Source organism: Opitutus sp., assembly GCA_024998815.1.
Taxonomy (GTDB): domain Bacteria; phylum Verrucomicrobiota; class Verrucomicrobiia; order Opitutales; family Opitutaceae; genus Rariglobus.
Genome location: JACEUQ010000002.1, coordinates 1,191,165 through 1,205,272 on the forward strand (window position 1 = coordinate 1,191,165; position 14,108 = coordinate 1,205,272).

The 14,108-nt window shown below is 61.0% G+C and carries 12 protein-coding genes and 2 tRNA genes; 5 read left to right on the forward strand and 9 right to left on the reverse strand.

Annotated features, from left to right (window positions below; all coding sequences use genetic code 11):
- Positions 1-54 precede the first annotated feature (54 nt).
- From H2170_12960 to H2170_12970, 3 genes are all read left to right on the forward strand, one after another.
- Entirely contained in the window at positions 55-1,185 is a 1,131-nt protein-coding gene (locus tag H2170_12960; protein ID MCS6300982.1) for a glycosyltransferase family 4 protein, read from the forward strand.
- 240 nt (positions 1,186-1,425) lie between these two features.
- Entirely contained in the window at positions 1,426-2,196 is a 771-nt protein-coding gene (locus H2170_12965; GenBank protein MCS6300983.1) for a ThuA domain-containing protein, read from the forward strand.
- Positions 2,197-2,435: 239 nt separating this feature from the next.
- Complete coding sequence (locus H2170_12970) at positions 2,436-3,521, forward strand: Gfo/Idh/MocA family oxidoreductase (protein MCS6300984.1); 1,086 nt, start codon at positions 2,436-2,438, stop codon at positions 3,519-3,521.
- Positions 3,522-3,955: 434 nt separating this feature from the next.
- Here H2170_12970 and menD read toward each other — a convergent pair whose 3' ends face one another.
- Positions 3,956-5,683, reverse strand: coding sequence for a 2-succinyl-5-enolpyruvyl-6-hydroxy-3-cyclohexene-1-carboxylic-acid synthase (menD, locus tag H2170_12975; protein ID MCS6300985.1), 1,728 nt, complete (start codon positions 5,681-5,683; stop codon positions 3,956-3,958).
- A 356-nt stretch (positions 5,684-6,039) separates the two neighbouring features.
- On the opposite strand from menD, the gene H2170_12980 reads away from it, so the two are divergent.
- A tRNA-Arg gene (locus tag H2170_12980) sits at positions 6,040-6,116 on the forward strand.
- Positions 6,117-6,296: 180 nt separating this feature from the next.
- Here H2170_12980 and H2170_12985 read toward each other — a convergent pair.
- From H2170_12985 to H2170_13010, 6 genes are all read right to left on the reverse strand, one after another.
- A complete protein-coding gene (locus H2170_12985; protein ID MCS6300986.1) occupies positions 6,297-7,079 on the reverse strand; it encodes a succinate dehydrogenase/fumarate reductase iron-sulfur subunit in 783 nt (260 codons plus the stop codon).
- Between the two features lie 72 nt (positions 7,080-7,151).
- The gene (locus H2170_12990) at positions 7,152-9,137 is read right to left on the reverse strand and encodes a fumarate reductase/succinate dehydrogenase flavoprotein subunit (GenBank protein ID MCS6300987.1); all 1,986 of its coding nucleotides are present in this window, start codon (positions 9,135-9,137) and stop codon (positions 7,152-7,154) included.
- Positions 9,138-9,164: 27 nt separating this feature from the next.
- Positions 9,165-9,968, reverse strand: coding sequence for a succinate dehydrogenase cytochrome b subunit (locus tag H2170_12995; protein MCS6300988.1), 804 nt, complete (start codon positions 9,966-9,968; stop codon positions 9,165-9,167).
- Positions 9,969-10,253: 285 nt separating this feature from the next.
- Positions 10,254-11,507 carry a CoF synthetase gene (locus H2170_13000; GenBank protein MCS6300989.1) on the reverse strand — a complete coding sequence of 418 codons (1,254 nt, stop codon included), beginning with the start codon at positions 11,505-11,507 and terminating at the stop codon, positions 10,254-10,256.
- A gap of 120 nt (positions 11,508-11,627) precedes the next feature.
- A complete protein-coding gene (locus tag H2170_13005) occupies positions 11,628-12,221 on the reverse strand; it encodes an NUDIX hydrolase (GenBank protein MCS6300990.1) in 594 nt (197 codons plus the stop codon).
- Positions 12,222-12,289: 68 nt separating this feature from the next.
- The gene (locus H2170_13010; protein ID MCS6300991.1) at positions 12,290-12,823 is read right to left on the reverse strand and encodes a LysM peptidoglycan-binding domain-containing protein; all 534 of its coding nucleotides are present in this window, start codon (positions 12,821-12,823) and stop codon (positions 12,290-12,292) included.
- Positions 12,824-12,965: 142 nt separating this feature from the next.
- Between H2170_13010 and H2170_13015 the strand changes: the two genes are divergently transcribed.
- A tRNA-Pro gene (locus tag H2170_13015) sits at positions 12,966-13,042 on the forward strand.
- Between the two features lie 221 nt (positions 13,043-13,263).
- Here the strand turns inward: H2170_13015 and H2170_13020 are convergent.
- On the reverse strand, positions 13,264-13,866 hold the full coding sequence (locus H2170_13020) for a hypothetical protein (protein ID MCS6300992.1): 603 nt from the start codon (positions 13,864-13,866) through the stop codon (positions 13,264-13,266).
- Positions 13,863-14,108, reverse strand: a complete 246-nt coding sequence (locus H2170_13025; GenBank protein ID MCS6300993.1) for a hypothetical protein — start codon at positions 14,106-14,108, stop codon at positions 13,863-13,865. The genes H2170_13020 and H2170_13025 overlap by 4 nt, the downstream gene beginning before the upstream one ends.

Consider the following 14,108-nt stretch of genomic DNA (forward strand, 5'->3'; position numbering starts at 1 on the left):
CTGCGATCACTAGCACTCAGTTGCGCAAGTGCGCCGCGTGGACTGATTGCCGGCATGCTCCACATCGCAATCAGCACGAGTGTTAACCAACGCGGCAAATCCGGTGTCGCCGCTTACCTCTTCGGCCTCATCGACGGACTAGTTAACACCTGCCCCGACGTGCGCCTCACCCTCTTCGGGCTCGCCGAAGACCGCCCGCTGTTCGCCCCATGGCTCGACCGCGCGAAGTGGGCGGAGGTCTCCGAAACGTGGCGACCAGCCGTGCGTGATGTGGCTTGGCACCAGTGCGTCCTGCCGGGACGCCTGCGCCAAATCAGGGCCGACGTGGTGCACATCCCCAGTTACCGCCGCATCCTCGCCCGACCGCCGTGCCCGCAAGTGGTCACGGTGCACGACTGCGCGGCCTTCCACGTGCGCGGCAAATACGATGCCGCGCGCATGGCTTACGGCCGCCACGTCGTGCCTCGCCTCGCCCGCCAGGCCCGCCGCCTCACGACCGTGAGCCAGGCCACCGCCCGCGACGTTGAAAAATTTTTCCACCGCCCGGCCGCCGCCATCGAGGTGATCTGGAACGGCATCGACCACCGGCGCTTTCACTCCGCTACGCCGGCCGCGCTGGCCGCGTTCCGCGCCCGCCACCAGCTCACGCGGCCCTATATTGTTTACCTCGCTCGCCTGGAACACCCGGCCAAAAACCACGTGCGCCTGATCGAGGCGTTTGAGCAGTTACTCACCGCGCAACCGCACTTGCCGCACGACCTCGTGCTTGCCGGAGCTGACTGGCACGGTGCTGAGGTGGTGCATGCGCGCGTGGCCGCCTCCCCCGTGCGCGACCGCATCCGCACGCCGGGTTTTGTCACCGGAGCCGACTTACCGCTCTGGTATGCGGGAGCCGAGTTGCTCGCCTACCCGTCGCTGTTCGAGGGTTTCGGACTGCCGCCGGTCGAGGCCATGGCGTGCGGGTGTCCTGTGGTGTGCTCGGCACGCGGCTCGCTGGCGGAAGTAGTGGGTGAGGCGGCGCGGATCGTCGAGCCGGAGTCTACGTCGGCCATCGTCGCAGGCCTGCGCGAGGTACTGGCCGCCCCGGAAAAGTGGCGTAAACGCGGGTTGGTTAGGGCGCAACTGTTCGACTGGAACCGCTCGGCCCGGGCCACGGCGACGCTTTATCGGGAGGCGGCGGGGTGAAAAGTAGCGCGGACTTCCAGTCTGCATTCCGCATCGGGTTGACGGTTTTCGAAATCACAACCGTGCCGAAGCAGACTCGGAAGCCTGCGCTACTTAAAAAAACGAGTGGCATTTAAAGCGCGGGCTGAAGTTTGTTCACGGCCGGATTTAAGGGTTTAAAAACAACGCGCTTTCCCTAGTTCTTTTGTCGTGCCGACGCCCCTGTCGGTTGCCTGGTCACCTCAACCGCTTTTACCCGCTATGAGCTTACCCACCCGCGTCACCGTCTGGGGCGAATTCCGCCACGAGAAAAAGAACCCCAAGGTTGCCGCAATTTATCCGCAGGGCATGCACGAGACCATCGCCGACTTCCTGCGCCCGCACACCGATTTCGCCGTGCGCACCGCCTGGCTCGACCAACCCGAGCACGGGCTCACCGACACCGTCTTGGCGGCAACCGACGTGCTCATTTGGTGGGGACACCAGGCGCACCACGACGTGGACGACACCGTTGTTGCCAAAGTCAAAACCCGCGTGCTCGAGGGCATGGGCCTGATCGTCCTGCACTCCGCCCATTATTCGAAAATCTTCAAAACCCTGCTCGGCACCACCTGTTCGCTCAAATGGCGCGAGGCCACCGACAAGGAGCGCCTCTGGAACATCAACCCCGCCCACCCGATCACCCAGGGTGTCGGCGAGTATTTCGAGATCCCTGCCGAGGAGATGTACGGCGAGCCTTTCGGTATACCGGAGCCCGACCAATTGATTTTCATCTCTTGGTTTACGGGCGGAGAGGTTTTCCGCAGCGGGGCGACGTGGCAGCGTGGCAATGGACGAATTTTCTATTTCCGTCCCGGCCATGAAACCTACCCGACCTACCACCACCCGCAGGTCCAGCGGGTGATCACCAACGCCGTGCGCTGGGCAAAGGCCACCGTGTGCATTCCGGATCATTGCCCCAATGCGCAGCCGCTGGAACCGCTCCCGCCCGACCCCGAAGCCGCCGCCCGCTCCACGATCGGCCACGTCTGAAATCGCAAAAACCAAAGCGCCCAAACCAAGTCAGTTTAGCCGCGAAAGAACGCAAGGAGCGCAAAGAACCGGACCTGTATTCTATGCGCTCTTTGCGTTCTTTTGCGGCTAAAAGGCTCTAAGTATTCCGCTCATTTCGCAGGACCGACAGATGCGAAAACTCGAAGGTCACTGCCTGCTAGCAACCAACAACTTTCTAGCTTCCCGCTTCTTCGCTTCACCCAGCCCCCCCCTACCCCATGTCCACCACCGCCTCCCGCAAAGCCAAAACGCCGCAAAAAACCGTCCGCCTCGCCATCATCGGCACGGGCGGCATGGCCGGTAACCACGCCAAACGTTACCAGGAAATCCCCGGCTGCCGCGTCGTCGCCGCGGTCGATGTGAACCGCGAACGTGTCACCGCCTTCGCCGCCGAGCACAAGATTCCCGCGGTTTACACAGCGGTGGAGGACTTGCTCGCGTGGGGCGAATTTGACGCGGTCTCGATCGTCACCCCCGACGCCTTTCACGCCAAACTGTCGATCCAGTGCCTGCGCGCCGGCAAACACGTGCTTTGCGAAAAGCCCCTAGCGCTCAACCACACCGACGCCAAAAAAATGGTCGCGGCAGCCAAAAAGGCCGGGGTGATCAACATGGTAAACCTGTCCTACCGCGACTGGCCGGCCATCCAGGGCGTCGCCCAAGTGATCGCCGCCGGCAAACTCGGCGAGCTTCGTCACGTCGAGGCCAACTACCTGCAATCGTGGCTCCCGAGTAAAATTTGGGGCGACTGGCGTACCACCCCGGCCTGGCTCTGGCGGCTGTCCACCCAGCACGGCAGTCGCGGCGTATTGGGCGACGTCGGCGTGCACATCGTCGATTTTGCATCGTTCCCCGCCGGGCCAATAAAGAACGTTTACTGCAAGCTGAAGACCTTTGCCAAAGCGCCCGGCAACCGGGTCGGCGACTACGTACTCGACGCCAACGATTCGGCGGTGATGACCGTTGAGTTCGCCAACGGCGCCCTCGGTACGATCCACACCACACGCTGGTCCGGCGGTCACGCCAACCGGCTCTATCTCAAAATCTCCGGAACCTTGGGCAGCGTGGAAATCGACTCTGACCGCTCGACCAGCAGCTACCGCATCTGCGTCGGGGCCGACCTCGACACGGCGACGTGGAAGGAAGTCGCCTGCAAGCCGACGCCAAGCAACTACGCGCGTTTCATTAAAAGCATCCGCACGGGAGTGCAGGACCAGCCCGATTTCGCGCGCGGAGCCGAGGTGCAAAAAGTCTTGGACGCCTGCATTTCATCCAACGACAAGAAACTGCCCGTTAACCTATAACACCCATTCGCGTTCAAGGTGAGCCTGACGAAATCGGTTCGTGGGGCAGCGGCTACCTTCGGGCAAACTCCTTGAGCTCACGCTCAAGGCCACACCCTTCGTTAATCCCGAACGCCGAAGTTTTAACCACGGAATTCACAGATGAGCACAGATAACAGAGTGTTACTGAATTTGAAGACAGGATGAAAAAAAGGGGATCAAGCTGAGTCCGTTTACCTCCTAAGGGATTGTATCTGTGCAATCTGTGTAATCTGTGGTTGGTTTGAACTTCGGAATTCAGGTTAATACAATCCTGGTGGCCTTGAGCGTGAGCTCAAGGATGCCGCAACGCTCAACTGGAGCGCTCAGTCGTATAACAACCCGTTAGATTGGCCGTTGCTCTAACCGTAGCGGCGTTCGTTGCGCCGGCCTCCGCACGCCGTCCGAGTTCTACCCTACGCCAACGTATCACCGGCCGCCTGCGCGGCCTCTTTAAGCATGCACTGACGGGTCGCCACATCGTGCGTCCGGTCGGTGTGCACCTCGATCACCCGCAGACCCGGTTTGCCGACCTCAGTTAGGAGTAAACCACGCAATTCGCTTGGCGTTTTCACCCCGTGATGCGCCACCCCGTAGGCCGCACACAGGCGGGCAAAATCCACCGTTTGCGGGGTTGCCCAAAACTCCTCGAAGGGCGGATTAAACCGTGCGACCGGCAGGTGGCCAAAAATCCCGCCCCCCTGGTTGTTGATCAACACCACGGTCAGCGAGCCGCGGAGTTTGGCCGCGACTAAGAACCCGTTGGTGTCGTGCAACAGCGCCAAATCCCCCGTAAGCAGAACGGTCGGACTGCCACCATGCGCCACGCCCAGAGCGGTCGAGAGGGTGCCGTCGATGCCGTTGGCGCCGCGGTTGCCAAACACCCGCGGTCCGTCCGTTCGCACGGGAGCGAAGTACTCGAGGTCACGCACCGGCATGCTGCTGGCCACACACAGGACTTGTTCACGGGTTAACGTCTCCGCCAATGTCCGCGTAAACGCCCCCTCGAAGCCGGGTACCTCGGCACAACGAACCAGCACCGCTTGCGCCGCCACCTCGGCCTGCGCCCAACGTGCAGCCCATTCGGTCGGTGCGGCGGGCCAGTCGGCAGCCACTGAATCGAGTGCCGTCGGCGGCAGGCGCAACGTCAGGGTGCGACCGTGAACCCCATCGCGATTACCCGCTTTTTGAGTGACCTGAACGACTTGGGCATCCACGGCCCCAAGCCAAGCGCGTAGGCTCTTGCTGGTCGGAATTTCGCCCAGAACAAAAACCACGTCAGGCTGAAGCGCCTGCACGGCCCTTGGATCGCGCAAGATGGCGTCATAAGCCGCCACCACCACGCCTGTCCCGCCGCCATGGCGCAGCCGGGCCGGGGACAACACATCCGCCAGCACCGGCCAATCCCGCGCTGCGGCCCAGCGCACGATGTGGTCATGCGGCCAGTCATTACCCGCGATGACCACCACGCGCTGCGCTTGCGGCGGGGGCATGGCCAAGGAATTCCCCAAAAGCGCGGGCTCCGTCGCGAGGTGCGGCAGCGCAAAAAACCGATCCCAATCCTGCGCCCCAACGAGGCCTTTAGCGCTATCGTCCTCGATCGGCGCCAAAGGATCACGAAACGGTGCGTTCAAGTGGACGGGGCCGACGGCCAGCGCGCGCTCGACCGCATGAACCAGAGTCTGGCGAAGGTAGCGTAACAGTTCGAGATTCGTCTCCGGCACGGCCAGCTCATGGTAAAACCCCACAAAGCCGCCGAACAGTTTTTGTTGGTCGATAGTCTGCCCTGAAGCGCAATCGCGCAGCTCTGGCGGACGATCCGCCGTGATCACGATCAGCGGAATGGCGCTCTCTTGGGCCTCAATAATCGCCGGCAGGTAGTGTGCGCCAGCCGAGCCGCTGGTGCACACGAGCACCACGGGACGCTGCGACTGTTTAGCCAGACCAAGGGCAAAAAAAGCCGCCGAACGCTCATCGAGAACCGGCACCGCCTCGATTGCCGGATGACGCACGAGCGCCATCGTGAGCGGAGTCGAACGCGAGCCCGGCGAAACCACTGCCTGGGCAACGCCGCCGCGCACCAGGGTTTCGACCAGCACACTGCACCACAAAGTGTTGGTGTTGCGAAAATCCAAAGGCGTCATGAAGCGGCCAAGGTACGCGGCTACCCAGCGACCTCAATACGCGAATCGCGGGCACACGGGCGCACCCCCAAAAGCACGAAAGGAGGAGGTGCCACAAGAGTGCGGCGGGATGACTCGTTTTACAGTGATGCAAACGCGGTCTTGCGGTGGGCGAAACTTAGCCGCTACAACTCGCCCATTCGCAGGGATCACGCCATTTTGGGCGTGTGCGAAGGTTCTTTGGTTTGGCTAAACAGCTCCTTCGGTAAGATCGTTGCAGGGGTCAGGTTGAGCACAGGTCGTCTCGGTTAAACCGTGAAATGGACGGTGAACCACACGACCTAAACCAAAAACAAGTTGTTATACCGCTAGTGTTTGCGCCCGTAGCTCAGTTGGATAGAGCACCTGCCTTCTAAGCTGGTGGTCGTGGGTTCGAGTCCCGCCGGGCGCACCAGCTTTCCAGTTCGGATCACGAGCCATGAGCCGTTGGCCCACTGCAGCCTGTAGCAGCCTGCATTCTCCCACTGAGCAGACTGGAAGTCTGCGCTACTTTTCACCGCCACGAACCTCCACACCTGCAAAAGCCGCGTCGGTTAGGACGCGGCTTTTGCAGGTGGGACTTGGTTTTCGCGACTCAGGCGCCGCCGGCGACGGCATCGCTCTTGGCGCGGAAGGCCTGGCGGAAGCTGGCCTTCAGGTAATCGCGGTTCATGCGGGCGATGAAGTCGTGGCTGATCGTCTTCGGGCAGGCGGCGCTGCACTCGTACTGATTGGTGCAGTTGCCGAAACCGAGTTCGTCCATCTTCGCGACCATGTTCAGAACGCGGGAATCGCGCTCGGGCTGGCCCTGCGGCAGCAGGCCGAGTTGCGAAACCTTCGCCGAAACGAAGAGCATGGCTGAAGCGTTTTTACAGGCAGCAACGCAAGCGCCGCAACCAATGCATTGGGCGGCATCCATCGCCAGATCGGCATACTCCTTGGGAATCGGAATGGCGTTGGCGTCACAAGGAGCGCCGGTGCGCACGCTGATGAAACCACCGGCCTGCTGAATCTTATCGAAGGCCGAGCGGTCGGTGATCAGGTCTTTAACAATCGGGAACGGCGTGGCGCGGTAGGGCTCGACGATGATCGTCTCGCCGTCGGCGAAGGAACGCATGTAAGTCTGGCAACTGGCGATGGCCTTGTTGGGGCCGTGGGGCTTGCCGTTGATGACCAGCGAGCAGGTGCCGCAGATGCCTTCGCGGCAATCGTGAGCGAAGGCGATCGGGTCCTGCCCCTTGCGCTCGAGGTCGTCGTTGATGACGTCGAGCATTTCCAGGAAGGACATGTTGGGGTTGAGGTCCTTCGCCGGATAATCGACGAACTTGCCGGGCGCTCCGGGGCCGGCTTGGCGCCAGACGCGGATCGTGACGGAGATGTTTTTCTCGGAAACTTTGTGTGCAACCATGGGAATGGGTGTTGGGTGGGTTGGCGGTCGGTGGGGCGCGGCTTACTTGTAAGAACGCACGCTCATCTTGGTGAACTCGTAGTTGAGCGGCTCAACGTTACGCAGCGGGGTCTTGCCTTCGCCTTGGAATTCCCAGGCGGCAACATGCGCGAACTTCTCGTCGTCGCGTTTGCACTCGCCGTCCGGGTATTGGTATTCCTCGCGGAAATGACCGCCGCAGCTCTCTTCGCGGGTGAGCGCGTCACGGCACATCAGTTCGCCCAGCTCGATGAAGTCGGCCAGACGGCCGGCGCGTTCGAGGGCCTGGTTGAGCGTGTCGCCGGAGCCGGGGACGTTGACGTTGGCCCAGAACTCGGCGCGCAACTTGGGGATTTCAACGAGGGCTTTTTCAAGGCCTTCCTTGGTGCGAGCCATGCCGCAATGATCCCACATGATCTTGCCGAGCTTCTTGTGGTAGTAATTAACCGGCTCGGTGCCCTTGGCGTTGAGTAGGCGGTTGGTGAAGTCGCGGATATACTGCTCGGCCGCCTTGAACTCGGGCGCGTCGGCCGAGGGGCAGGAGCCGGGTTTGATGCCCGCGAGGTAGTCACCGATGGTGTAGGGAACGACGAAATAACCGTCGGCCAGACCCTGCATGAGCGCGGAGGCACCGAGGCGGTTGGCACCGTGGTCAGAGAAGTTGGCTTCGCCCAGCACGAACAGGCCGGGGAGGTTGGACATGAGATTATAGTCCACCCACAGGCCGCCCATCGTGTAGTGCACGGCGGGGTAGATGCGCATGGGCTGCTTGTAGGCGCTCTCGTTGGTGATCTCGTGGTAGATGTCGAACAAGTTACCGTAGCGCTCTTTCACGGCAGCTTCGCCCAACTCGAGGATCTTCTCGGCGGACGGATTGCTGAGGTTGGCGCGACTGGCGGCCTGTTTGCCGAAACGCTGAATGGCGTCGGCAAAATCGAGGTAAACGCCCAAACCGGTCGGACCCACGCCGCGACCTTCGTCACACATGCGCTTGGCGGCGCGGGAGGACACGTCACGGGGAGCCAAGTTACCGAAGCTCGGATACAGGCGCTCCAAGTAGTAATCGCGGTCCGCCTCGGCGATGTCGGCGGGGGCCTTTTTGCAGTCTTCGGCCTTCTTAGGCACCCAGATGCGACCGTCATTGCGGAGGGACTCCGACATGAGGGTGAGCTTGGACTGGTATTCGCCAGAAACGGGAATGCAGGTCGGGTGAATCTGCGTGTAGCAGGGGTTGGCGAAGCAGGCGCCGCGCTTATAGGCACGCCAGGTTGCGGTCACGTTGGAGCCGCGGGCGTAGGTGGAGAGGTTGAACACGTTGCCGTAACCGCCGGTGCCGAGGATGACGGCGTCGGCTGCGTGGCGGGTGATCTCACCGGTGACCAAGTCGCGGACGATGATGCCCTTGGCCTGGCCGTCGACGATTACGAGGTCGAGCATCTCGGAGTTGACGTGGAGTTTTACCGCGCCCTGGCCGACCATCTTGGAGAGGGCGGAATAGGCACCGAGGAGGAGCTGCTGGCCGGTCTGGCCGCGGGCGTAAAACGTGCGGGAAACCTGCGCGCCGCCGAAGGAGCGGTTGGCGAGGAGGCCGCCGTATTCGCGGGCAAAAGGCACGCCCTGAGCGACACACTGGTCGATGATGTTAACCGACACCTCGGCCAGACGATGAACGTTGGCCTCACGGGCGCGGTAATCGCCGCCCTTGATGGTGTCGTAAAACAGGCGGTGAACGCTGTCGCCGTCGTTCTGGTAGTTCTTGGCGGCGTTGACGCCACCCTGAGCGGCGATGGAGTGCGCGCGGCGGGGGCTGTCATGGAAAACGAAGGTTTCCACCTGGTAGCCGAGCTCCGCGAGCGTGGCGGAGGCGGAGGAACCGGCGAGGCCGGCACCTACGACGATGACCTTGTACTTCCGCTTGTTGGCGGGATTGACGAGTTTGATCTCAGTCTTGTACTTGCGCCACTTGTCGGCGAGTGCGCCGGAAGGGATCTTGGAATTGAGTTGGGCCATGGCGGGTAGAGCGAAATGCGTTAAAGGTTACTTGGCGGTGCAGCTGGTGCAGGACGCGGTGGGAATGACCGTGGCGGCGTGGCTACCGGCGTGCGGCTTGTTCAGGCCGAGCAAAATGGCGCCCGGGATCGCGAGGTTACCGACCAAATAGGCGATGCAGATCAAGGCCGTAAACCGGCGTAGGCAGCAGCACCAGCGGTGGTTACGCAGGCCAAAGGTCTGGAACATCGACTCGAAGCCGTGCAGCAAGTGGAAGGACAGCAGGCCGGTGGCGAGAATGTAGAAGCCCGAGATGATCGGGTTGCGGAAACTCAGGAAAATCATGCTGTAAACGTCGTGGACGACGGTGCCCTTGGCGGCCAACGGGAAGCCGAACTCACGCACGTCTTCGGTGAGTGTATATTCGGGCAGCTGCGACTTGAAGTTGGCGCTGTCGGCCGTGCCGAGCGTGAAGTGGGCGATGTGGTAAACGATGAAGGCGAGCACCACCAGGCCGGTCAGGCGCATGTAGCGCGAGGCGACGGTGGCTCGGATGTAACCCTTGACCCCATAGTCCAGAGCACCGCGGGCCTTCTTGTTTTCGAGCGTCAGCACGACCGCAGCCCAAATATGGACCGCCGCAGTAGCTAAGAGCCCCAGGCGAACAGCCCATAGGACCGGTCCCAAGGACTGGAGGAAGTGAGCGTAGCCATTGATGCGGTCGGGCGCTCCAAAAATCTGGAGATTGCCGACCAAATGGCCGACCACGAATCCGACTAGGATAAGGCCGGAAACGGCCATGAGGAGTTTTCGCCCGATGGACGAAGTGAAGAAATTACCGATAAGGCTCATCGAGTAGGTGGGTCAGGGTCTGTGTGTCGAAAAACCAACCGACGGTTGGTTACCGACGAATGGTCGCGCCACCGTTGCCAGCGCGTTCCCCGATGTAAAGGTAACGCTCCCACCCTGCTTACGTAGCCGGCTTGTATTAGACAACCTACACCACCCCAGAAGCAGCGCCTCCGCTCGCTTAATGACCAAGGACTGATTCCCAATGACCAATTCCCAATGGCCAATGCCCATATGACCAATGACCAATGGGCAAGGAGCAGTTGCTAATGACCAAGGGGCAGCGGACTACTTGGCGAGGGGCTTAAGCAGGGCAAACTTACCACTCGCCGCTGGAGCGATGAAACGGCGCCTAAACGCGACTACCCGCGACCCCGGCCCGAGCGCGGCGGCCACTGCGACCTCTACCGACTTGGGCGCGATGTGATCGGAAACATAGTGGAAATCCCACCGGTTCTCGGAGGTCTGTATCAGGCTGTAATGCCAACAGGAAAAATCAGCCGGCAACGCCTCATCGATTTCCGTGGGCGATACCAGCGTGCCATCGGGGCGGAAATACAGTCCTGCCTCGCGCCCCAGCAGTCGATAGCCCGTCGGCGTGCGTCGCACGATGTCGCCCGTATGGTAGCGCAGTAACGGCATCGCCTCCCGGTCGCGCGTGGTCACATATATCTGGAACACGTCGGGCTGGTTAAGGTAGGGCGCGATTTCAACGAACACGTTGTCGTCGATGACGCGTGAATCGTCCTTAAATGCCTCGCCCACAAAAATGTAGCCCGCCTCGGTAGACCCATAGAGGTCAACCTGATGCGCGGGAAACACCTCGGCGATGCGCTGGGCATGCTGGCGACTGGCCTTTCCGTAAGTGAGGATAACCACCTTCACGCTCGGCACGCGCACGCCGCGTTTTTGCACCGCCCGCGCCAGCAACGAAAGGTAAACCGGTTCGCCCTCGATCACCTCGGGCTGCACCGCCTGCAACTCAGTTACGATCCGATCCCATTCGCTCTCGGGAAACACAAACGGGTCGCTGGTGAGATTGAGGTAAACCGTACCGTCAAAGTACCGATGCGGAAACGGCTGGTCCTCGTACGGGCAGATGTTGCTGGAGCAGCCCACGGGGGCGAGAACGCACTTGCGGTAAGGCCGGCCAGCGTAAGGCGCCAACAGGGGGTGGGCGCGATACGCCCGGGCCGTCTGCGCATTCCACCACCCGTCCTCCATGATCACCGTCATCGGCGACTGGGTGGTGCCACCGGTCGACTCATACTCAAATTGGCGCGTAGCCAGGCCTCGCTCGATCACGGCATAATCCTCGAAAAACGCGCGGTGACCGTTTTCGACGATTTCTTTTTTGGAAAGAGCGGGGATCTCCCGGTAGCACGACCACTGCAAGGGGTCCGCATGCAGCTCAAAGCGGCGCGAGTAAAGGGGGCTGCGCGCGTAAATCTTGCGAATCTCCGACTCGAGCGAAACCGGCAGCTGCTGACCGGCAGCGACCAAGGCGTTGGGGTGATTGGCAAACGTTGGTGCAGGTTTCATGGCAGTAAAGGCCCCAAGCTAGGAAGCACTATCGGGCTGTCAAATGACGGTGACCGAAGTTCTTTTTCGCGTCACCAGCCGCCGCGCACCTGCAGCCCAACGACGCCAGCCCTGTAAAGATCAGGCGAGACGCGCCTGCTTCATTTCCGCCCAAACCGGCGTGAACAACAGGAGGGCATTCAGCACCAGCGAATGAGTAATCCGCCCGGACTGCGCCCACGCATAAACCTCGTCTACCGGCAGGGACAACACCTCGATCTCTTCGTCGGGGTCCCACGCCTGCTCAGTGGTGAGCACCACGTTTTCAACCAGCACCAAATGGCACCGATTGTTCATGATCGCCGGATTAGGCGTCACCGAGCCGAGCAAGCGCGCCGAATTACCGACGTAACCGGTCTCCTCCTCCAACTCACGCAGCCCCGCAGCCACCGGATCCTCCCCGCGCTCGATCACACCACCCGGAATTTCCCATGAAAAATCATCCATCCCGTAACGAAACTGGTTAACCATCACCAGGCGCCCACAGGGTGTGAGCGCGAGCACGTTCACCCAGTCAGGCGCGTCAATCACAACAAACTCCCTCTGCGTGCCCCGCACCGGGTGGCGATAATCCACCCCAAGCAGATCAAAAATACGCGTGGCCGCCAGCGAGCGGCTGGCCCCTTTCACCCAACGAGCGGGCGTGGCAGAAGACGGTGTGGAAGCGGAATTCATGGGCATAAAAAACCTCCCGACTTCGAGAAGCGGGAGGTTCATTTTTAGCGGCCGAATAAGCGAAGCGCTTATTTCTTGGCAGGCAGCTTGATTTTTTGGCCAACGTGGAGCTTGCCGGAGTTCACGCCAGGATTGGCGGCGGCGATCGCCTCGAGACTGACGCCAGTCGCGCGGGCAATCTTGGCAAAGGTGTCGCCGCCTTTGATCACATACTCGTTAGCACCGGCAGCAGCGGACTCCTTGGCGGCGCCAGCCTTGTCGCCCTTAGCTGCAACCTTGGGAGCAGCCTTGGCCTCTTGGACCTTGGTGATCTCGCCGCGGATGTTGCCAATTTCTTGAGCAACTTGGGTGAAGGCGGCCTGGGTGTCGGTGGCGAGCTTGTTAATGCTGCCGGAGGCTTTGTCGGCGGCAGCAGCGGCGTTGCGCGCTTGGCCTTCGGCTTCGTCGATCTTTTGCACGAGCGGGTCGACTTTTTCGGACATTTCCTTTTTGGCGGAGGAAATCTTAGCCAGGGCCACGCCCGACAGCACGAGGGCGAGCACGCCGACAATCACGCCTGCAACGGGCAGGTAACTATTATTCTCACGAGAGATGGTATCCATTTAGATAAAGAAGGTTGAAGGGGTCAGCGTGAGTAGGAAAGCGGAACCTAAGCAAGCAGAGAGTGTCCGCATTAATTAACATCACGAATAACTCAGGGTTTACGTTGACAGTGCTTCATCGGACTGGCCCCTTGGCCTGCATCGGGGTGTAGCTTAGTCTGGTAGAGCGCCTGGTTTGGGACCAGGAGGTCGTAGGTTCGAATCCTATCGCCCCGACCATTTTCCCACAAAAAAGGTGAGGAAGGACAGGAGCTTTGATAAATAGATAAATCAGCGCGAATCAGGCCGAATGACCGCGAAGGATAGGCACTTATAGAATAATCAGCGCCAAATCTCTGTTTGATAAGAATCCGGCGAAAAACCGCAAAAATGACAAAGGTTTGATAAGTCCCGCGCCGCCAGCAGCGCTTCTGTCGACACCCTGCCGACCCGCTGCAACCTCAGAGCAGCGACATTGTCTGATCGCCTGCATTCGCTTTTTTCGGGCGACCTACAGGCTTGGTTACCGGGACGTGGTTTGTAACGATCTCCACCATGCTTTCAGCCTTGGGCGTTGCCCTCCGGTCAAGCCCCAGACCAGCCATCACCGCCGCCATCGATTGCGCCCCTTCATCCCGACCAGTGCGGCGGGCCAAAGCTTGTAGATCCTCGGCATGCGCGCCGACGTACCGACGCACGGATGACCGAAAGTAGGCGAAGAAGTCATCCACCTTCCCCTTGCGCTGATAGACACCGATAGGATCCAGGCACGACTTCACCTCTTGAGCCAACCCCGCGCCATCCAACAGCCAACCCCGTCCCCGCAGTTGGCGGACCATGACCGTGATCTCGGCGGCACATTGGCCCAACAGCTTTTCGCGGCGGGCGCGATCCTCGGGCCAAGTCAGCGTCTTGAGAAGCGTTGCCTTTACCCAGCGATTAAAACTCGCCCGGCGCTCCTCGGGGTCGATTCCGCCCCGCTCACGCAGCCAGCGGTCATCGGCCTCGGCTTCACGCTGGGCGTGGTCTTCTCGGTGATCAGCGATATTTTGAAAAACGTTCATTTGTTGCGGGCGATCCACTGGTCAATGGCTGAAACGAAGTCCGCCCGCCGCTGATCGGCCTCCGGATCCACCGGCTTGGGCTGGCTGACCGTCATTTGTTTAAGGTAGCCCTGATTCCACGCCCGCACCCGCTCAACCGCCCGATATGGGCACACGGACCGAGCTTTGCCGACCAAGTCGCGTTCATCCATCAAGCGAGCGAGCTTGCCCTCGTGGAACGCAGTTTCTTCCAAGGGTGTCAT